13 protein-coding genes are annotated in these 20,957 nt (G+C 42.8%); 3 read left to right on the top strand and 10 right to left on the bottom strand.

Annotated features, from left to right (window positions below; translation table 11 throughout):
• Positions 1–18 precede the first annotated feature (18 nt).
• Positions 19–3,498 carry a hypothetical protein gene (locus tag BC8716_RS10060; RefSeq protein ID WP_094425341.1) on the top strand — a complete coding sequence of 1,160 codons (3,480 nt, stop codon included), beginning with the start codon at positions 19–21 and terminating at the stop codon, positions 3,496–3,498.
• Between the two features lie 433 nt (positions 3,499–3,931).
• On the top strand, positions 3,932–4,486 hold the full coding sequence (locus tag BC8716_RS10055; protein ID WP_094425339.1) for a hypothetical protein: 555 nt from the start codon (positions 3,932–3,934) through the stop codon (positions 4,484–4,486).
• A gap of 221 nt (positions 4,487–4,707) precedes the next feature.
• Here BC8716_RS10055 and BC8716_RS10050 read toward each other — a convergent pair whose 3' ends face one another.
• From BC8716_RS10050 to BC8716_RS10015, 8 genes are all read right to left on the bottom strand, one after another.
• Positions 4,708–5,574, bottom strand: coding sequence for a DMT family transporter (locus BC8716_RS10050; protein WP_094425337.1), 867 nt, complete (start codon positions 5,572–5,574; stop codon positions 4,708–4,710).
• Positions 5,575–5,653: 79 nt separating this feature from the next.
• Positions 5,654–6,463, bottom strand: coding sequence for a TrmB family transcriptional regulator (locus BC8716_RS10045; protein WP_094425335.1), 810 nt, complete (start codon positions 6,461–6,463; stop codon positions 5,654–5,656).
• Between the two features lie 389 nt (positions 6,464–6,852).
• Complete coding sequence (locus BC8716_RS10040; protein WP_094425333.1) at positions 6,853–9,291, bottom strand: beta-glucosidase family protein; 2,439 nt, start codon at positions 9,289–9,291, stop codon at positions 6,853–6,855.
• 207 nt (positions 9,292–9,498) lie between these two features.
• Positions 9,499–10,515, bottom strand: a complete 1,017-nt coding sequence (locus tag BC8716_RS10035; RefSeq protein ID WP_094425331.1) for a glycosyltransferase family 2 protein — start codon at positions 10,513–10,515, stop codon at positions 9,499–9,501.
• A 13-nt stretch (positions 10,516–10,528) separates the two neighbouring features.
• The gene (locus BC8716_RS10030; RefSeq protein WP_257253448.1) at positions 10,529–11,218 is read right to left on the bottom strand and encodes a hypothetical protein; all 690 of its coding nucleotides are present in this window, start codon (positions 11,216–11,218) and stop codon (positions 10,529–10,531) included.
• A gap of 190 nt (positions 11,219–11,408) precedes the next feature.
• Positions 11,409–13,841, bottom strand: a complete 2,433-nt coding sequence (locus BC8716_RS10025; protein ID WP_094429220.1) for a beta-glucosidase — start codon at positions 13,839–13,841, stop codon at positions 11,409–11,411.
• A gap of 98 nt (positions 13,842–13,939) precedes the next feature.
• Positions 13,940–16,852: a beta-glucosidase gene (locus BC8716_RS10020; RefSeq protein WP_257253444.1), complete on the bottom strand. Its 2,913-nt coding sequence runs from the start codon at positions 16,850–16,852 to the stop codon at positions 13,940–13,942.
• A 211-nt stretch (positions 16,853–17,063) separates the two neighbouring features.
• Positions 17,064–17,945, bottom strand: a complete 882-nt coding sequence (locus BC8716_RS10015) for a LysR family transcriptional regulator (RefSeq protein ID WP_094425329.1) — start codon at positions 17,943–17,945, stop codon at positions 17,064–17,066.
• 181 nt (positions 17,946–18,126) lie between these two features.
• On the opposite strand from BC8716_RS10015, the gene glf reads away from it, so the two are divergent.
• Entirely contained in the window at positions 18,127–19,233 is a 1,107-nt protein-coding gene (gene glf, locus BC8716_RS10010; RefSeq protein ID WP_094425327.1) for a UDP-galactopyranose mutase, read from the top strand.
• A 45-nt stretch (positions 19,234–19,278) separates the two neighbouring features.
• Here the strand turns inward: glf and BC8716_RS10005 are convergent, their stop codons facing one another.
• Positions 19,279–19,938, bottom strand: a complete 660-nt coding sequence (locus tag BC8716_RS10005) for an ABC-2 transporter permease (RefSeq protein ID WP_094425325.1) — start codon at positions 19,936–19,938, stop codon at positions 19,279–19,281.
• On the bottom strand, positions 19,935–20,792 hold the full coding sequence (locus tag BC8716_RS10000; RefSeq protein ID WP_094425323.1) for an ABC transporter ATP-binding protein: 858 nt from the start codon (positions 20,790–20,792) through the stop codon (positions 19,935–19,937). The genes BC8716_RS10005 and BC8716_RS10000 overlap by 4 nt, the downstream gene beginning before the upstream one ends.
• Between the last annotated feature and the right edge of the window lie 165 nt (positions 20,793–20,957).

Raw genomic sequence — 20,957 nt, 5'->3', positions numbered from 1 at the left:
ATGTAGGAGGTCAATTAAATGGGTGTTTCCCGTTATTCGATTCAATCAACATTAATGAAAAGCTATGTATCAGGTACTCCATTGCAATATGACAAAGCGTTGACAACGACAACAGGCACAGATGGCCAACTATGGTTGTTTTCAATTGGCAGTGATGGCCGTATTTATTTGTATAACAAAGAAAACGGTACAGACAAAGGCTGGAACACCTGCTATTTAAGCGATGGCCTGCCCGAGCACAGTGAAGCGGTCTTTATTGAAGCGATTCAAGACGCTGACGGCGCGCCTCTCCTTACCGCCGTTGTCTTAAAGGAACAAACCTATACGGTTTACATGACAAAAGACTTTTCCGACCACACAACGGATCGTTGGCTATTCCGTGGGCAATACAGCAGCGGAACGGTGTCAAACATTGCTACCGGATACGGAAAACAAGGGCAAGTATTCATTGTTGTCACAACGCAAGACAAGGATCGTTCATCAAACCATCTTATTAACCCTAACCTGACCGACACGACGTGGTTATGGCGGGAAGTTCCTGCCCCGTTGAACAGCGAACACGTCATCCAGACCGCCATTGGCCACCATAACAAATTGGAATCAATCAATGGCGTCGACGGGCTGTTATATGCCTTGTACCAAACAAGCGACAACCAAACACAGCTTGTCATTACGTCTTTGCCTGATTTTCATTATTACAACCACCCGGTGCCGCTGGATTTCAGCCCAACTAGCTTTGCGCTTGTAACTGCTCCTGGTTCAAACTCTGAATGTTGGCTTGGCGATACATCGGTATACTACGCAAGCCCTGCTGTCCAACTCGCAAAAGACGCGAAAACAGTAAAGGCAGGTTTGCGCAAGGTCGAAGGCAGTCCCTCCAAACGCCCCTATAAACAAATTTTGGCAGCACAAACAGCCTCAGGCACAGACATTTGGCTGCTTACAGACGATGGGAAACTTTCTCGCTCCTATTTTGACGAAACGAGTTGGACACAGCCCCTGCTTTTTCAAGAACAAGTAGGAGAATCGGCATTATCGGTCAACCGCACTACCGGGGAGAATCATTTAGTTGTGGTCGATTTAGATAATCAGTTATACCGATACTTCCAAGATGTTTCGACAACGCGTTGGCACAGCGAGCAAATCCTGTTTGAATCCCTTGGCACAATTGAAGAAAAGGACGGATACAGTACAGTCATTCAATTAGTTGACGACAAAGGAGCACCTGCGGCAAACGAAACCGTCTGGGTGCAAGCCTCCGAATTGGTGCAACTGATCATTAACGGAAAAACATATTTTGCTGATGACCCCTCTGGCTATATCGAAAGAAAAACGGATACTCTTGGGAATGTGATGATTACACAGTACGTTAAAAGCGTAGCTGCAGCTGCCCTACGGATTACGATACCGGCCTTAAACGAAACGATCGATGTCGAACCGCTTGCACAAGTAAAGCAAAAGCTAACAGGCATGTCCGTAGATGAATGGATCAACGCGGAATTGCAAACCGACCAAGATGGAATAACCGAACCACTTTTAAAAGGCAAGTCAAAACAAGACATCGCCGATACGCACCAAGCTGTTCAACGTTTGCTAACGATGGCGCAAACCTTGCCGAGTCAGAAGCAAGGGGCCTTCCAAACTTCTTCTAAACATGCTCCTTTGGCTAATACTTTGTCAATGGCGGATGTGGAGGACGGAATGCAATGGGGACTCGACTTAACAGGAAAGCATCCTGTCTATACGGAAAACAAGGGCCATATTGACCAACACTTCAATCCAGGAACAAATCTGTTTAACCAAGCAACGAAAACGACACATATACTGAGCGATTGGTTCGGGGATATTTGGCATGCCATAAAACAAGGTTTTATCACCGTTACACACTTCGTTTTCAGCAAAGTAAAAGAAGGCATTGAACTAGTAATTAATAGTGCCGAAAAAGCGTACCGTGTCGTCCTTCAGTACGCAGAACAATTGTGGGACGTAATTGAATATGTGTTTGCGGAAATTGACATTCTGCTAGATGACTTTGTCCGTTGGCTAGGCTATTTGTTTAAATGGAAAGACATTTTGCGGACGCATGAGGTTATCCGGACAACCGTTGAACTAGGAATAAACGAAACCGTGCAAAAGCTCGATCAAGGGAAAGCTTTTGTCGACCGCTTGATTGAACATTTCCAAACGAACGTCGCTGATCCAGCCTTGCAAGAAAACATTGGTGCCATTGGTAACCGCACCTTAACCGAGCAAGAATACGGACAACAGCTATTATTTGATGCGCCTGAAGCGAATTGGTCGATGAATTACGTCATGAGCGGTCATTTGCTGAAACCTGGCGGAAACCTGCCTGAAGTAGACACACTTTCCTATGACGAATCATGGGGAGCCGGGCTGGAAAGCGTCAAACAAAAGTTTGAACAATTTGGCACTGAACTTGCTAACCAATTCGAGTCATGGTCATTTGCAACTCTCTTCCAAAAAATCGTCTCCTTGTTGGAAGACGCCGTATTAGAGGGGGTTAAACTCCTCGCTGATGGGTTGTTTACAGCGGCTGAGCAAATCACGCAAATGGTTGACGACTTGTTGCATATCCATTGGAACGTGCCGCTGCTTACCCCTCTTTATGAAGAAGTAATTGCGCCTGGCAGCAAATTGACGTTGATCGACTTTATTAGTTTGCTAACAGCAATTCCCGCTACTGTGCTTTATAAAGCAACGACTGGTGATGTTCCTTTCGATGAAGAAACAACAAAGCAATTGGTAAGTTCGATATCCTATGGTGATTTTCTCGCAAAGCTCGGCGGCAAGCAACCTCACCTTGCCTTTGACCAAGAGCAGTCCCCTGTTCTTTTGCAAGCCGCCGCTGAACCCGAGGTTCCCCTTACGGCGAGAAAAGCCAGTTATGCATTCGGCTTTATTGGTGGCATCGCCTCAATTATTGCTGGCACAGCAAGCACGACCATGTCTTTTACAGAAACGACCACGATTGGTTGCGCTGTCGTGTTTTTGTCTTACAGCGTCGGAACGGTTACCTCCGTTACGACACTGTCGCTTGATTTGGCATACAAACCGTACGAAAAACGCCTTGGGTTTGAAATGTTTTATGCTTTGTTTCAAATTGGTTTTAACCTTAAAGATGGGCTCGCCCTAGGCAATCAAATTAAAAACAAAGGTGTTGCCAAGCTGGCCTATGAGCTTCTTCTTGATTTAGGCGAAACGATTTTAGGAGCGATCAACTGTGCATTCTCGATTGCATTAGCGATTTGGGAAGGAGTAGACGAAGAAATGACGACAAGCAACGGCATGAAGCTGGTACAAAACTTGGCGATCACCATATCACAAATTCTTGCCTTCCCTGCTTCGGTGATTTCAGAGCCACGTGTAAAAAAAGTCATACAAGGCGCGCAAGCCTTTTGCAACATTAGCCCAGGCGTCATCGACATTTGCCGCACTGCCTACGATCAAGAAATGGAGACCATTCATACCAACCGGTAAATGACGGCCCAGCGCTACTCTGCCCAGAGTAGCGCTATTTTTGTAATTGCTGACTCCAAAAGACAGTTTCCGTTTGCAAGCTTCTACAAACGATTTTGTTTGCTCACTTTCATGGCAATGGGCAATAACTACTTATGAACCTATGATTAGAAAAGTCATTACGCTACCTATCGAGAAGCAAAAGCCAGTTTTGCTTTAGTATGTAGGAATAACCTTGGCTTGAACTGTGAATAAGATAATGTTGTCCTTGCAGTAATTAAGTCAGCAATTAGTTCAAAGGGATTGCAAGCAAAAACTGGACAATTATAAAAGCAATCAAGTATTCTCTAATCATTATTCGTAAAAAACTAAGTTTAATCTTTCTTGGGCTTCGGTGGAAACACAATTAAAAAAACCGACAAGAAAAGCACAGTAAAGGTAGGAATAAATAACCATGAATTACCGGGAACTGGATGCAAGATTCAAACATTTGAAACCAGTAAAATTAAATCGATTTCAGATTGAACATACGTTAGAGAGGAAATATAAGGCGAAAGAATTGCCCTTATTCACGATTCCTCGTGAAGATTACGAAAATGATGAAGAAGTCGACGAAAAAAGAATCTATAAACTTTACACAATAACCAATAAACAAGTGCTTAAACTTATTCAAAATAAGGATGATATTGATGCGATAAAAGAGCCTTTTCTGTCTACAATTTACGAAAAAGCCAGCTATATCGTTTCGCAAACAAAATGGAAGAATGGTGCGCAGTCTGTATCGTATAATCAACTTATCCATGAGCATAACCATGGAAAACGGGTTTCTGTGGTCTTAGAAAAAGACGAAACAGATTACGTAACAAATTTTAAGGTATATGGCTTTGCCCATCATCTAGTTACGTACTTAGTTGCCCGAATCGGGATTGAGGGCATGAAGGAAGGCGACATGACCGACACTGACTATCAGTTTTACCTAGAATGTTTAGCTGAAAATGGGTTTATTTAATCTGTTACCTTTCCTAATGAACAGGGCCTGCCATCACAGGCCCTGTTTTCGGCTCGTAAACTCATTTGGCAAATCCTGCTTCCTCCTCATACGTCCCCGTCTAATTCAAAAACTCGTTCGTGGAAACTTACACTGATGTTTAGCTCCCCAACACTATTAACTAGCCATCCTTTTATTTTCAATTCACTAAAGTACAAAGTTTCACAGCATAACATCTACGCTCATGCCTTTTTCTGTTCGTATTTTTTCGGGCGGTACCCCATAGCCAAAAAAATGAGCAAAATCCCTACAAGTTGCAGGATATCGGGGTGATAGTGAAGTACGGCGACATCTAACAAAATTGCAACAATCGGGTCGACGAAAACCAATATGGCAATCGTCGAAGCAGGCAATTCTCTTAAACTGGAAAAGAAAAAATAAAAAACAACACCTGTATGGATAAATCCTGTTATAAGAATAAACAGCCAGTTCTCGGCGGAAAGTCCCGAAAATAAGTGCCAATCGACTAACGGCGCCAATAATACAGCCCCAAGCATTGTTTGTATGAGCGTTGTTTTAGTTGGCGATAAAACAGTAATGCTTTTTCCTGCAAGAGACGTTAATGCATAGAAGAACGCAGCAGCAAAGGCCCAACCAATACCTGTCTGCAAAAAATCAGAAACATGGCCGTGGCTATACGCTTTGCCGACGAGCAATGCGCCGGCAAAACAAATCACAATCGAGGTGATGCCTGCCCAAGTCAGCTTTTCTTTAAACAACAATGAACCGAAAAGCAAGATAAGAAGTGGCGCTAAATGATAAATCGACACTGCTACCGTAATCGGCATGACTTCAAATGACCGGAAAAAGAAGAGCCAATTAAGCACAAGAAACAAGCCACATAATAAAACCTTTCCATACTCACTTCTCGGTGGCTGCTCCTCTCTTCCTTTCCTATTCGTTAACAATATTACTGCGCCTAGCATCACACTCGCACATAAACAGCGAACAAAAACAAGCTCTAACGCCGGTAAACCGGCCTTTACGGAAAACAATCCGATGGAACCGAAAATCGCCATAGCCAAACTAAATTTCACATGTGCATTCATTGTACATCCCCTAGAAGTTATACTACTAACTACTAAAAATTTCTCCAAAATAAACAGCTTGCTTTGAGCATCACGCTTATCACAAGCTGCTTTTTCCTGTCATAACATGAATCAAATCTTCACGTTTTCTCCATAAAGCATCGAGCTTCTCTGGTCCAAATGCGTGGGTCACTTCTTCTACCATAATGTCATGGCGAATATATTCTGTAGCAATGAGCACTAAAGCAGGGTCCATTGATTTAACAGCCCATTCTGAACCCTTATCGCTAAATTTTGCAATCAACGCTTCTTCCTCATCACGAATGACAATGGTCAAATAGCCACCCATTCGTTCACTGACAATGTTAGGCGCCATATAGTTATGGTGGTACGTATGCCCAAACGACTTGCTTTCATCGCCAAACAATACAGTAAAAATCGGAATGTCCGTTTCTTTTTCCTTTAACACGTCCTCAATGCTTGCTACAGTTGGTGACCAAATTGATAACCATAACTCTTTCTTCGCTGCCCGAATCATGGAACGCATCTCGCTAATAATATGTTCATACTGGACAATCCTTGTCACCACATCGATTTTTTGGTCACTTTCTAAAGTTGTTAACGAATCCTCTAATGAGGTCAAAGAAGCATCAAGATCTTCCCTCATTTTCGTCAATAGCTGCCGCGGGTCCACTGGCTTATAGACAATTGGATCAGCGGGCACGGTGTGCACAGCTCCTTTATCGAGCAACTTGCCAAGCACTTCATAAATCATCGACCGTGGCACGCCTGAGCGCTTGCTTAATTCATAACCTGTAATCGCCGGCGCCTTTAATAAACCGATATACGCTTTTGACTCATATTTGGAAAAGCCGTGCTTTTGCAGCTCCTGAATAACTGCCTCTTCCATATCAGCACCTCTGAGTAGTTAGTGTGATAACTACTTTACAGAACAAAGCCATACCTTGTCAAGCAGCCCAACAAAACAACTAAAAAACAGCCAAAAACGCTGGGAAATAAGAGTTTCTGGCTGCTGCATTAGAGGGTATTGATTTTAGTCTGGTCTTAGCGATAAAGAGTTCGAAGCGAGAAGTCGTTCGAATAAGTCAATGACTGCACACGCACCCACAAAAAGTACGATAGCCTTATTTTATGGAAAGTAACATCCAAAAAAGCAATGAATGTCGGTTTTCCCTTCCATCCGATATTGAGCCGTTTTTTCAATATTATAATGGTGCGAACCCTCTATTCGCTTAGGATTCGCACCGAACGATCGGCAAGAATACCAAAACAAATTGGTCAATTTTTCATTAAGTCTGCTTTGGATTTTCGTTTTGCCTTTATTAGTTTTGCTTTTTCCTTTGTCACTTGCCATAATCCTTTAAAGAAATGCCCGTTTACCATCAATAAAATGCCGTCTAGCATCGGCATGTTTACGATGCCACCAGTCATTCGGGCAATCCCTCGGAACGGCAAGTTTAAAATCGACATGTCCATGATGTTTGCTGTGCTGCGCTTTCCTATTTTTCGTAAGAAGCGTTGCGTTTGAATAATGGAATAATACGCGACTCTGCCGAACCAACCCTTTGCATATTGGCATTGGGCAATCGTGTCGTTATACCCTAATGGTTGAGTACGATCCCATGTCGGCTCAGGGATTTTACGGCCAATAAGTTGTTCAAATTCTTCGACGCTGACATCATTTACTTTTCCTGAATAGTAACTAGGCAGTTTTTCCTTTTCATAAGGGAGAGGCGCATTCGTCCCTTCGGCAAACCATTGTTGTTGAAGTTTAATATCCGCACTAGAAGCACCAATCATAATCGTGTAATATGCTTCTTCAATTTCCCACTTGTTTGTTTTCACATTGAAATAGCGGAACGTTTTATTGTCAAAGGGGATGCGTACATGTTTTGACTCGCCTGCGTTAATAAACACTTTCTTGAAGCCTTTTAATTCTTTTTTGGGCCGAAAAATGTTGTCTGACGTGCAACCAACATATAGTTGCGCCACTTCCATGCCTGCTCGGTCTCCTGTATTTGTCAACTGAAAAGTTACCCCTTTTCGATCCACTTTCAGATCAGTGTATTCAAAGCTTGTATAGCTTAATCCGAAACCAAAAGGGAACAACACATCGACTTCAGCGGTATCATAATAGCGATAACCAATATACAAAGATTCTCGGTATTCAACCGTTGCTTCTTTGCCAGGGAAATGTTTATAGGATGGTGTGTCTTCGTATCGCAACGGGTAGCTCTCCGCTAATTTCCCCGAAGGGTTCACATCTCCTGATAGTACGCGCAAGATTGCTCTCGCTCCCGCTTGCCCTCCTAAATAACCGTGCAGTAAGCCTTTGACTTTACCAATCCAAGGCATTTCTACCGCCGAACCGCAAGAGATAATCGCGATGATGTTGGTATTCACCTCATACAATGCCTCTAACAAGTCAATTTGATTATCCGGTATTTTCATATTTTTTCGATCAAGGCCGTCTGCTTCTGTTGCTTCATCAAGGCCGATATACAATAGAACGACATCTGCTTTCTGTGCTAACTCGCAAGCTTGATCGATTTTTTGCTGATTCTTTTTCCCGTATCGTTCGAATCCAGGTTCATACCCGATACTGACGATTCCAGATTCCTCGAAACAATCCATCGTATGATCCAAAATCGTTGGATTGACAATCGATGATCCCGCTCCTTGATACCTTGCGTTTTGGGCAAATTCCCCCACTACCGCAACTTTCTTGCCGAATTTTAACGGAAGAATGTTTTCGTCATTTTTTAATAACACGATTGATTCTTCTGCTACTTTTTGCGAGACACGATGGTGCTTCTCTACATCAAATTGCCCAATTGGCTTTTGAAAAGCAGCCTCTGTTGAAAAAATGAGATCTAGTAGCCGATCAACCGCTTCATCCAAGACCTCTTCGCTTAATTGTCCCGACTTGATCGCATCAACAATTTCTTTATCCGTCTCTCCGGCAGTCGTCGGCATCTCCAATTCATTTCCGGCGAGTAATCCTTGGACGCGGTCATTGCTGCCGCCCCACTCGGTAATAACAGTCCCGGTATACCCCCACTCATTCCGTAAAATGTCTTGCATAAGATGCATATGTTCATTTGTATAAGTACCATTTAATTTATTATAGGAAGACATGATTGACTTCGTCTTCCCTTCTTCCACACAAATTTCAAATGCAGTCAAATATAGTTCTCTTAACGTTCGTTCATCAACAATCGTGTCGATCGTCATCCGTTTTTCTTCCTGATTGTTCGCAGCAAAATGTTTCACACATGCCGAGATTCCGTGTGATTGGATGCCTCTAATGTAACCCGCCGCCATCTTCCCAGCGAGATAAGGATCTTCGCTAAAGTATTCAAAGTTACGACCGCATAATGGGTTTCTTTTCATATTGACGCCAGGGCCAAGCAAGACATTCACTCTTTGCGCCAATGCTTCTTCGCCGAGATATTCGCCAACTTTCTCGCCTAATTCGGCATTCCAACTATTTGCAACCGTTGCCGCCGTAGGGTAACAAGTAGCTGGCATGCCTTCATTTAACCCTAATTTATCTGCGGCAACTGCCTGTCTTCTAATTCCATGGGGACCATCTGCAAGGAAAATACTGTTTATTCCAAGTCGTTCAATATCCTGCGTTTGCCAAAAATCTTTCCCTGACATTAAAGAAGCTTTTTCTTCTAACGTCATTTGTTCAATCCATTTTTTATACTTCATTTCAGTTCCTCGTTCATCTTATTGGTCATCCGTTTGAGTTAAAAAATGATAAACTAAGCGTGCCTTCTTTAACCTATATGCTACGATAGAAGCAAGCGCTTTTTATATTCCCTATAGTACCATATATAGCGAACGATCCTCTAATGGAAGGACAGAAAAAGCAGGAAATCGCATTCGACTCCTGCTTTCGTTTTGTTCGTTTGTTCATTAATTAAAGCCTACTAATTTTTGCGAGATTTTATACGCACCGACAGAAATATGACGCCCTGCTCGTCCAGGCAAATTGATCAAACGCCCCATAATTCCATTTCTTAAACTTTGGTATAGTTGCACATTATGGGTTTTAAAGTATTCCATTAATTCTTTTTTCTTCTGTAAATTCTCTGCTGTTCCTGACCGAATGAGTAGAATGGCAGAAACAACCGTAACAATTTCTAAATGGCTTAACATATAGTGACGTAGCTTTTCGTTCTCGACATCGTCTAAATTCACTTGTTCAATCATTAATTTATTGACTTTAATTTGCTGGTCAATTCGCTTAATCATAATCGCTTCTTGGACAGATTGCCCTTCTCTGCCAATAAAATAACGGTAAAAGTCTACATTAATATAATAAAGAGTCTTTACATGTGGAAGAGGCGTATAAACGTACAAGTTATCTACATAAAATGTATGTTTTGGAAGCTGCAGCCCGCAATCCCGAAGCAATTGTGTCCGGTAAATAGCGGAATGCATCAACAGATACTGGCCTTTGCGGAAATAGTTGATATCGTCCCACGTAAACGCTGTGCCCTCTGGCAAAGCATTGTCATATTTGATGATCTTTTTATATTTAGCGCCTTCTTTTTCGTACACGTAATTGCTTATTACCAAATCAACGTAGCTATTTTCTAAGACAAATGTTTTTAATGCCGCCAACACTTTTAAGTATGCCCGAATGTCGACCCAGTCATCGCTATCGACTACTTTAAAGTAGAGGCCAGACGCATGGCGAATGCCTGCGTTTACCGCTTCTCCATGCCCGCCATTTTCCTGGTGAATCGCTTTTACGATAGTAGGATATCTCTTCGCATAGTCATCTGCAATCTGTGCTGTCTGGTCAACAGAACCGTCATTCACTATCAGTATTTCTACCGCATCTCCCCCTGGCAACAAAGATTCAATGCAATATCTCATGTAATCTTGCGAGTTATAACAAGGGATCACTACTGATAATAATTTCATGTTTACACGACCTTCATTTTGCTTGTTTTTCTGGCTCCTGTTTAAAAATAAGTTTAAAGATCGGGAAGAATACCCAGAAGGAAATGGCGCTGTTAATAATCATGGTGATTGCATCCGCCGCTGTTTCACCGAATGAACCCATTCCCCACGTATTCATAAGCAAGTTATAAATTGGTGCTTTATAGAAGCCTTGCGCGGCCGCCGCCCCAATCGTAATAATAATATAGGCGACAACATACCAAAAGGCAGCCTTCCAAATATTACTGTTTGATTTAAATGTAATGCTTCTTTGCGCAAAAAAGTTGATAATCTGGGCAATCGCAATCGTTAATTGCACGGCAAGGAAGTAAGCCAGTCCCCCTCCGCCGCCTGTGGAGAGAGCACCTGCCGCATAGTCAAACACATAATACGGACTTCCGTCGAAATTCTGGCCAAACTGTAACACTTGAAAACTTGTTGCAACTAAAGACGTTTGGGCAAAAATGCCTTTAAAAACGGGCATCAGTACAAGCTGAAGAACCGTTATGCCATTACTTAAAACAAAAAACACGAGAAATTGAGCGACATTTGGATGTTTTTCCTTATACCGTGACCAGAAGCCTAACAGCCCCGCCGTAGATTTACGCTCAGCTTTCCCCATCTCATTTCTCATTGTACTCTCCTTTTTCGCTTTGTGGTAGCCAATGATGATTTTTGCAATCACTTGCACATCCCACGTCTATTCGCATCTTCCTTCGTTCCGCTAGCCTCATCTGAAAATCGTTTTCTATCAGTTTGAGTGCGGTTAGCGACTTGCCGACAACCTCAAAGCCTAAAAACAAAAGATGTTTTTAGGCTTTGGTCGCGCTTCTTCATCGAGCTTTTAACAAGAACTTTTTTGTGACGCCCTACTGCTATATAGATTGGCTTCTATTTTTCAAGTGTTTGTTATACTGTTTTCGTTCTCTGAGAAAGTGGCGCAGCCCTTTAAACAAGTGGCCATTGGCGATTAACAAAAGACCGTCTACCATTGGCATATTGATCATTCCGCCTGTTAACCTTGCGATCCCGCGGAACGGCATATGATAGACAGACATCATAATGAGATTGGCAGTCTCACGCTTTCCGATTCTCTTTAAAAAGCGATGAGCAAACGTGATGCAGTGAAAGGCGAGTCTTGCGGCCATTCCTTTCGCATACTGGCATTGGGCAATCGTGTCGTTATAGCCTAATGGTTTGGAGCGATCCCATGTAGCCACTGGAACGTGACGGCCTAGTAATTGCTCAAATTCTTCCACGTTCACATTGTTTGCTTTCCCCTCATAATACGTTGGTAGTTTCTCTTTATCATAAGGAATTGGCGCATTTGTCCCTTCGATCATGAGTGATTCTGAAAGACGGATATCAACACTAGATGCACCGATCATTACGTCATACGTTGCCGTTTCAATCTCCCATTGATTCGTTTTGACATTGAAATAGCGAAACGCTTTATCATCTAAAGGAATCGTGACCGTCTTCGTTTCACCTGCGCGTAAGAACACCTTTTTAAATCCCTTTAGTTCTTTTTTCGGGCGAAAAATCGCGTCTGATTGACAACCAATATATACTTGCGCGATTTCCTTTCCGGCTACATTCCCCGTATTCGTCAGCGAAAAAGTTACTTGATCCTTGCTTACTTGAATGTCTCCATATTCGAACGTTGTGTAACTAAGTCCATAGCCGAATGGGAACAATACTGGAACGTTGGCTGTATCATAATAACGATAGCCGATATACAAGGATTCCCGGTATTCGACTGTCACTTCTTTTCCAGGAAAATGGTGATAGCTTGGTGTGTCCTCATAAGTTAATGGGTACGTTTCTGCTAATTTCCCTGATGGATTTACCTCACCGGTCAATACTCGAAAGATCGCTGTTGCCCCCGCCTGGCCACTTAAATAGCCGTGGACAAGCCCTTTTGTTTTATCGATCCAAGGCATTTCAATCGCAGAACCACACGACAATATGACGACAATATTGGGATTCACTTCTGCTAAAGTGTGGAGTAATTCAATTTGATTTTCTGGGATTTTCATGTTTTCACGGTCTAACCCTTCAGCCTCTGTTGCTTCATCTAATCCGATGTAGAGAAGAACAACGTCTGCTTGTTTCGCGAGCGCGCATGCTCTTTCGAGTTTCTTTTTATTTCGTTTACCATAACGCTCAAATCCCGGTTCATAGCCAACATGCTCAATGACTGATTTTTTAACACAATCAAGCGTATGATCTAAAATGGTCGGATTCACAATGGAAGAGCCGGCTCCTTGGTACCTTGGATTTTCGGCGAAGTCGCCAATAATAGCGACCTTTGTCCCTTTCTTAAGGGGTAAGATATGCTCTTCATTTTTCAACAGGACAATCGATTCTTCCGCCGCTTGTTGTGCAACTTGATGATGGGCTTTTTGATCAAACACAATTTCATGTTGCTGTTGGAACGCTTCTTCTGTAGTGAAAATAAGCGTTAATAAGCGATCAACGCATTCATCTAATACGTCTTCTTTTAATTTGCCACTTTGGATTGCGTCGATTATCTCTTGGTTTGTTTCCCCTGCCGTTGTTGGCATTTCTAGTTCGTTTCCGGCGATTAAGCCAGCGACACGGTCGTGGCTTCCTCCCCAATCGGTTACGACCACGCCATCGAAATTCCACTCGTCTCGCAAAATGTCACGCATTAAATGGACGTTTTCATTGGTATAAGCTCCGTTGAGCTTATTGTAAGATGACATGACCGTCTTAGTCTGGCCTTCGTGAACAGCGATTTCAAATGCGGTTAAATAAATTTCTCTTAACGTTCGTTCATCGACAATCGTGTCGATCGACATTCTTCTTTCTTCTTGGTTATTGGCAGCAAAGTGTTTAACACACGCTGAAATTCCTTGCGACTGAATGCCGCGTATATAGCTTGCGGCCATTTTGCCAGCATGGTAGGGATCCTCGCTGAAATACTCAAAGTTTCTTCCGCACAACGGATCTCGCTTCATATTGACGCCAGGTCCAAGCAGCACATGGACTTTCTGCGATACCGCCTCTTTCCCGAGATACTGTCCGATTTTCTCCCCTAGTTCAGCGTTCCAGCTGTTCGCCACTGTGGCCGCTGTAGGAAAACATGTCGCCGGAATGCTTGGGTTTAGACCAAGGTGGTCCGCTGCTTTCGCCTGCTTGCGAACGCCATGGGGGCCATCCGCGAGAAAGATGCTGTTAATCCCGAGGCGGGCAATATCCTGAGTCTGCCAGAAATCTTTCCCAGACATTAAGGAGGCCTTCTCCTCCAATGTCATCTGTTCGATTAAGTGTTTATGTTTCATCTCCGTATCCCCATTTAGCCTTAGGGCGGCAGCCGACAAGCAGCTACCGCCTAAGCTCTATCCTCTAGTGTGAAACTTGCTGTTCTCTCTGTATCCTTTTACGTTTCGCTTGTTCCCGTCACGTCGTGTTTCCGCCGTGTCACTTTGTTGAAGCCAAGCGCCAGCAATGCAAGCAGGATCGTATCCCCTGCACCGAGAGCGAGTAGCCAATACGGATATGGCGTCGCGTTGATTTCAAGTGCATTGCTGTTGGCAACGGTATAAAGAATATTGTGGCTCGCTTTTCGCATTGCTTGTTTACCGGTGTTCGTTTCTGTACTCAATTCTGTCGGCTTATCGCCAACGGTTGTCAGCATTAAGTCATTGCCGGCGCGAATCATCAAATCTGGAATCATGAATGGGAATCGGTCGAAATCGGAAACAACCATGCCATTAAAGCCCCACTCTTCACGAAGAACCGTTGTTAGCAAACCTTCATGTACACCGGCCCACGTTGTGCCAATTCGGTTATAAGCAGACATTACAGCCGTCGCTCCACCCTCTTTTACAGACAGCTCAAACGGTTTGAGATAAAGCTCACGTATCGCTTGTTCATTTGACCAAGTCGCAACCCCGTAACGGTTCGTGTCTTGGTCGTTCATAGCAAAGTGTTTGATGTAAGGATAGACTCCTTTCGACAGCGCTCCTTGAACGACAGCGGAGCCCATCTTGCCTGACAGCAATCCATCCTCAGAATAATATTCAAAGTTTCGCCCAGAGAACGGCGTCCGGTGAATATTCATGCCTGGAGCGTACCACCCGCTAATGCCGTAAGCCAACGCTTCATTGCCGAGTGCTTCTCCCATCTGCTGAACGAGATCGACATTCCATGTCGAGGAAAGAACGACTGCGTTCGGATACTGTGTTCCTTTCAGTCCGTTAACTAGATGGTTGATCCCTGCTGGTCCGTCCACATCTGTTGTCGCAGGCTTATTAATTGATTCAAGCGGTTGTGTTGCATATCCGCCAAAGCCGATTAATTGCGCCATTTCTTCCACAGAAAGTTGTTCCAGCAAATCGTTCCATTTTGGATCGTCATAATCTAGACCTGCTACATCTTCAAGTTCCAATCCATGGTCTGCAAAAACAATATCTGCGTCATCTGGATGGTTGACGACTTCCGGATCTTCCAAAGCTTGAAGCAGCTCTGGCGATGCCTCCTTATCTTCGGTCCGCTCTGTTGGCAATGTGCCTTCCCAATCAGCTCGTGATACATACGTTAAATCGCCCCTTGCCTCATCAAACACATTTGTTGCGGTCATGTGATCGGAAGCACGTTTGTTCTCTTCGTTATATACAATCGTGTCATTCACTTCATACGTTCTAGAATCGATTACTTCATGGGCATTTTCCATCAGTTTGATTTCATAGGTTCCATGATCAAGCACATAGGCTTTTTCATGTTGGTCGTCGTAGGATGCCATTTCCTCAACTGGAATCTCCAGTTTGACTGTTTCTGAAGCGCCTGGTTCAAGCAACTCCGTTTTGTCAAAAGCACCGAGCACAACATGTGACTTCTCCATTCCATCTTCATAATACGGAGGGGTGTAATACAACTGAACGACTTCTTTGCCTGCTGCATTTCCTGTATTTGTCACTGTCACTTCAACTGCAATCACATCATCCGTAGTTTGGTAATCGGTGATCTCCTGGTCGAAGTTCGTATAACTCAAGCCGTAACCGAACGGATATTGGACAACTTGTTGGTAGGCCTCTTCGTCAATCTCTCCGGTTTCATTATCAACAAAACGAGTTTCATAGTAACGATAGCCGACATAAATGCCTTCTTCATAATTAACAAATGTGTGGAAATTGTCGTATTCGCCAAATATTTTATCGACTGCCTTATGCTCCGTATTGGCATACTTAAAGTCACCTGCATTGTAATAAGCTGGCGATGATGTGACGTCGTAGGCATACGTGTCTACCAATCGTCCAGACGGGTTTACATTGCCAGCTAAAACATTGCCTACGCTGTTGTTTCCTGTGGAACCAGGAAAACCAATCCAAATCGCAGCATCAATCTCTTTCTCTTCTAAAAATCCTAATTCCATCGCATTGCTTGAGTTAAGCACGACGACGACCTTCTCAAAATCTCTAGAGGTAACCGTATCAATTAATTCTTCTTCTTGCTCCGTCAATTCTAGAAAATGACGATCTTCGGACCCGCCATACTCGGCTGTCTCAAATGGCAAATCGTCCGCTTCTCCGCCTGTCCGTGCGAGAACAATTAAAGCCACGTCAGAGAACTGCTCTGCATTTGCCCACATGTCTTCGCTCATTTCACTGTTTGGCGGTTCGCTCAACGTATAATCACCGCCTGTTATATTTAAGTTGTTCTGTTCCTCTTTTTCAGGAGCATGCTCTTGGTAAAAGTCAGTCAGTTCATCATTGACGACAAACCCTGCATTTTCCAGTCCTTGTTGAAGATCAATGTTTTCTTTTTCCTCCCCTGCGCCAGAGCCGCTGCCCCCATAGAACATTCTCACTGACGCTTGGCCAAACACATTGACATTCTTTTCAGTGGCATTGTCCACATTCAGTGGAAGTGCATTGCCTTTATTTTCAAGAAGAACAATTCCTTCGTTTTCAACTTCTTCCGAAGTCGCTTTTGCGTCTGCTGTCACCTTCGCTCGTTCTTCTTCATCAATTTCCGCTTTCGCTAAGTATTGATTGATAACAACGTTAAAATTATAAATAACACCATTAAGGATGACGACGGCAATCACACCAAGACTCAGTAGCGAGAGCCATATTCTCCGCTTCCCTTTTTTCTCGGTTGGATTTCGTCTCGCTTGCATAAAGCCAAAAACAAAGATAACGATTCCAAGAATGATAACACCAATAAGCAAGATTTTTACCATTTGTCCCACGCTTACAAATGACGCCGTGATTGCAGTCGCAATGATCAATACGATCGCAATGATGGCGATAATTCCTAGCGTTTTCTTGCTCCCCTTCGTCTTACTCATGTCTTTCCCCCGCTCTGCCCATTTTTGTAACCGTTGTTTGTATACGGTTTCAGGTGGTTACACCATTAGGGTACCGTATCTAAATAGGGTTAACCATCAACGAAAAGTTAGGAGGTAGTAACGATTCGTTCATACACACAATGTTCATCTCATTTGTACTAGCCTTTTTTGCCCACAAAAAAACAAATCGCTTAGACAGGAAAGGTTCTCATCAAAGCCATTTGCTTTTTTCTTTCATGTAATTTTGAAATTGAGAAACAGCCTTCGATTGCATATCCCTTTTTCTAAAAACAAGGTACACGTTTTGTGGGATGCTTTCTTTTAGTCGAATGACTTTTATGTTTTCATTGCCTATCGCTTCTTCAACAAAATCAACGGAGACAGCCACTTGGCCATTCGCTTCACATAAACGATGGGCTGTGATTGTGTTTCCGAATTCATGAGTAATGTTTGGTGTAAATCCATGTTCGAGGCATGTTTCCACAAATCGATGTTCTCTACCTGTGCCGGCCGCTTTTATGATTAACGGCACATTTTCTAAATCAACGACGGAAAAGACATCTTTTTCTGCCAGCGGATGGGTTTTCGCTACAATAATAACGGCCTCACCCTCAGCGACTAACTCTGTTTCACAGTTTTCGATTTCATCTGGCTCCAGAACGAGCCCTATATCCACTTCTTCCTGAAAGAGTGGGTCGAGCGGGAATTCATCGGGATATTCCCTTATTTTCAATTGAATATCTGGATAGATCTCTGTGAAACGAAGCAAATAGTCTACTGGTATCGCCAGTGAGGAAGAATATGTAACGAGCACATTTAACAAGCCTTTTCGACCACTGACAATGCTTATTTCTTTTTTAATATCTTCAATTAAGTAACGAAGATGTTTCGCTCGCGCATGCAGCAATTCCCCAGCTTCTGTTGCCTCCACTCCTCTGGGGCCCCGGTAAAACAGTTCTGTCTCTAACTCCAATTCAAGTTGTTTAATGGTTTTACTAACCCCTTGTGGAGTAATATATAATTCTTTAGCTGCCGCCGTAACACTTTTCTTTTCGTACACTTTTATAAAGTATTCTAATGCTTCCGTATTCATTGTGGTCCCTTTCAATGGCTAACACATGTGATCATTATTAGTAACTATAGCATATTTAAGTGACCATCATCCATTTTTGATCAGTTGGACAAATCGCTGAAAATATAGTTATAATTACTGCTTGTAGAATAAGAGAACCTTGCCTTTCATCATAGGGAATATTTTAGAAGGTGGTTTCACAATGCAATATGACTATTTAATCGTTGGGGCGGGGTTATTCGGTTCCGTTTTTGCCTATGAGGCAACAAAAAGAGGAAAGCGTTGCCTTGTAATTGATAAACGAGACCACATCGGTGGCAATGTTTATACCAAAACAGTAGCGGGCATTCAAGTTCATCAATATGGGGCCCATATTTTTCATACAAATCACAAAGAAATCTGGGACTATGTGAATCAATTTGCTGATTTTAACCGTTATACGAATTCCCCAATTGCCAATTACAAAGGAGAGATCTATAACCTCCCTTTTAATATGAACACATTCCATCAGCTATGGGGTGTGACCACACCCGAAGAAGCTAAACAAAAAATCAAGGAACAACGGGACGCCGCGAATATTACGGAACCAAGGAACTTAGAAGAACAAGCCATTTCATTAGTCGGAACTGACATTTATGAAAAGCTCATAAAGGGGTATACAGAAAAACAGTGGGGACGACCTGCGAAGGAATTACCTGCTTTTATTATTAAAAGATTACCTGTCCGCTTTACGTACGATAACAATTATTTTAACGACAAGTACCAAGGAATTCCTATCGGAGGATACAGCCAGATCATTGAGAAAATGCTAGCAGGCGTTGACGTTCGTTTGAATACTGACTATTTTGCCACTCGAGCTGATCTAGAAAAGACAACAAAGAAAATCGTCTATACCGGGATGATCGATCAATACTTTGATTACGTTTACGGAACATTGGAATACCGAAGCTTGCATTTTAAAACAAAACAGTTAGAAGACACCAATAACTATCAAGGAACTGCGGTTGTCAATTATACTGATCGCGACACACCCTTTACTAGAATCATTGAACATAAACATTTTGAATTTGGCAACCAAAAGAAGACCGTCATTACCGAAGAGTACCCTAAAGAGTGGAAGCCAGGTGACGAACCGTATTATCCAATCAATGATAAAAGAAACAATCAAATCTACCAAATGTATAAACAATTAGCCGAACAAGAGCAGCATGTGATTTTCGGGGGGAGATTAGCTACTTATAAATACTACGATATGCATCAAGTGATCGGAGCAGCATTGCAAACCGTAAAAAAAGAATTTGGTCAGTAAAAACGGTGCCTTTAGCGAAGCACCGTTTTTTGTTGACCTCGCAACTTAAAACTCTTTCCTTTTAAACACATACAACGCAATTACATAAGAGGCAATGAAAAGCACTAACGAGACTGCTAAAAAACTTCCAGAGAACAACATATCGAGATTCATCCCCTGTAGTGCATCTAGCGAAACAGCGCCTAGAAGAATTTCAAATAGCCAAGAACTTAGTAAAAACGCCCCGACTGCAGCCATGATGCTAAAGACAAGAATCCCATCCGATTTTTCGGTCCCTAGCTGGTACGTCAATGGGTAGTTAAGCAAGCCTGCAATAAGGACGAGCCCAACACCATTCATCATCTTATAAACGGCGGAATCTGTCATCACTTGCCCAATGATGGAATCAGCGACCATAAAGAGCACAACGGTTATGATTAAGCCAATGATGATCATCATCGAGTAAAAAAGATAGTGGCTTTGTACCACTTCCCGTCTTTTTAAAGGCAGCGTAAGCACAAATTTACTCCAGCCTGACATCGACTCATGTTTTAATACTTCTAGTGCTGGCGTAATCATAAAAAAGAGCGGCAACCATGCTGCAAACTGCATCAGCATCTCATTTTGGGTAAACAGAAGAATCGCGGTGATGACCACACTTAACGCGATATAATTCCACAAACTTTTTCCAACAGAGTAGTATTGATTTAAGACTAGGCCTTTCATGCTGTTTCACCTCTCATTAACAAAAGCGTCATATCATCAATAGTAAAGTCTTTTTTCGCGATCGAAGAAGGCACTTGTTCCCGATCAGACACGAGCACATCGACGGTGTCTCCATTTTTTTTATACGTAAGAATCAAATTTTGCTGGATAAGGTCAAACTCATTTTGACGACATTGCAAAATCGCGTATTTCTCCCGCAATTCGGCTTTTTTAACGTTTAACAAGATTTCCCCGTTCTTAATGAACACGAGAGAATCAGCGATTTTTTCAATGTCGCTCGTAATATGGGAAGACAACAAAATGCCCCGCTTACCGTCTTGGACAAATTCTTTTAATACATCTAACAATTCATCCCTTCCCGTCGGGTCTAGGCCTGCTGTCGCTTCATCCAATATTAACAATTTGGCATCGTGGGACAAGGCAACGGCAGCGGAAAGCTTCATCGACATTCCCCGTGAAAACCCTCTAATTTTCTTGTTTCTTGGCAAGGAAAAGAAATCAACATAGTGGTCAAACGTGTTTTGATTCCATTGCTTGTAAATTCGCTGAAAGACATTTCCTAGTTTCACAATGTTTAAGTCTCCAGGCAGTTTGATGTCATCAAACACAACGCCGATATTCTCTTTTAGATGTAGTTTGTCCGGTGCCATCTCTTCTCCAAAAACATGAATCATGCCGCTGTCTTTCTGGAGTGTTCCTAAAATCGACCCCATCGTTGTCGACTTCCCTGCTCCGTTTTCTCCGATAAATCCAACAATCGAGCCGTACGGTATCGAAAAAGACACATCCTTTAAGGCAAAAGCCGAATCGGAATATTGTTTTCTCAAATGGTCTACTTCTAAAATAAACGACATATCCATTCTCCTTCTTGATTGTAAGATGATAGTCAATCCGCTGTGCGAATCGATTAGCTTGAGAAAAACCAAACGAGACTGTTTGCGTTGGCCAACCGATAAGCACTTGTGCCAACGTCTTCCCCATTTTCTTTCCCTTGTATACATTGAATGAATCGAGTTTTC

Source organism: Shouchella clausii (assembly GCF_002250115.1).
Classification (GTDB): domain Bacteria; phylum Bacillota; class Bacilli; order Bacillales; family Bacillaceae_D; genus Shouchella; species Shouchella clausii.
Note: the sequence above shows the minus strand (reverse complement) of the source record. Positions and strands in the feature narration are given on the sequence as shown.

Coding starts and splice junctions, on each gene's coding strand:
- BC8716_RS10060 (WP_094425341.1), top strand. CDS start 19: ATGGGTGTTTCCCGTTATTCGATTCAATCAACATTAATGAAAAGCTAT.
- BC8716_RS10055 (WP_094425339.1), top strand. CDS start 3,932: ATGAATTACCGGGAACTGGATGCAAGATTCAAACATTTGAAACCAGTA.
- BC8716_RS10050 (WP_094425337.1), bottom strand. CDS start 5,574: ATGAATGCACATGTGAAATTTAGTTTGGCTATGGCGATTTTCGGTTCC.
- BC8716_RS10045 (WP_094425335.1), bottom strand. CDS start 6,463: ATGGAAGAGGCAGTTATTCAGGAGCTGCAAAAGCACGGCTTTTCCAAA.
- BC8716_RS10040 (WP_094425333.1), bottom strand. CDS start 9,291: ATGAAGTATAAAAAATGGATTGAACAAATGACGTTAGAAGAAAAAGCT.
- BC8716_RS10035 (WP_094425331.1), bottom strand. CDS start 10,515: ATGAAATTATTATCAGTAGTGATCCCTTGTTATAACTCGCAAGATTAC.
- BC8716_RS10025 (WP_094429220.1), bottom strand. CDS start 13,841: ATGAAACATAAACACTTAATCGAACAGATGACATTGGAGGAGAAGGCC.
- BC8716_RS10020 (WP_257253444.1), bottom strand. CDS start 16,852: ATGAGTAAGACGAAGGGGAGCAAGAAAACGCTAGGAATTATCGCCATC.
- BC8716_RS10015 (WP_094425329.1), bottom strand. CDS start 17,945: ATGAATACGGAAGCATTAGAATACTTTATAAAAGTGTACGAAAAGAAA.
- glf (WP_094425327.1), top strand. CDS start 18,127: ATGCAATATGACTATTTAATCGTTGGGGCGGGGTTATTCGGTTCCGTT.
- BC8716_RS10005 (WP_094425325.1), bottom strand. CDS start 19,938: ATGAAAGGCCTAGTCTTAAATCAATACTACTCTGTTGGAAAAAGTTTG.
- BC8716_RS10000 (WP_094425323.1), bottom strand. CDS start 20,792: ATGTCGTTTATTTTAGAAGTAGACCATTTGAGAAAACAATATTCCGAT.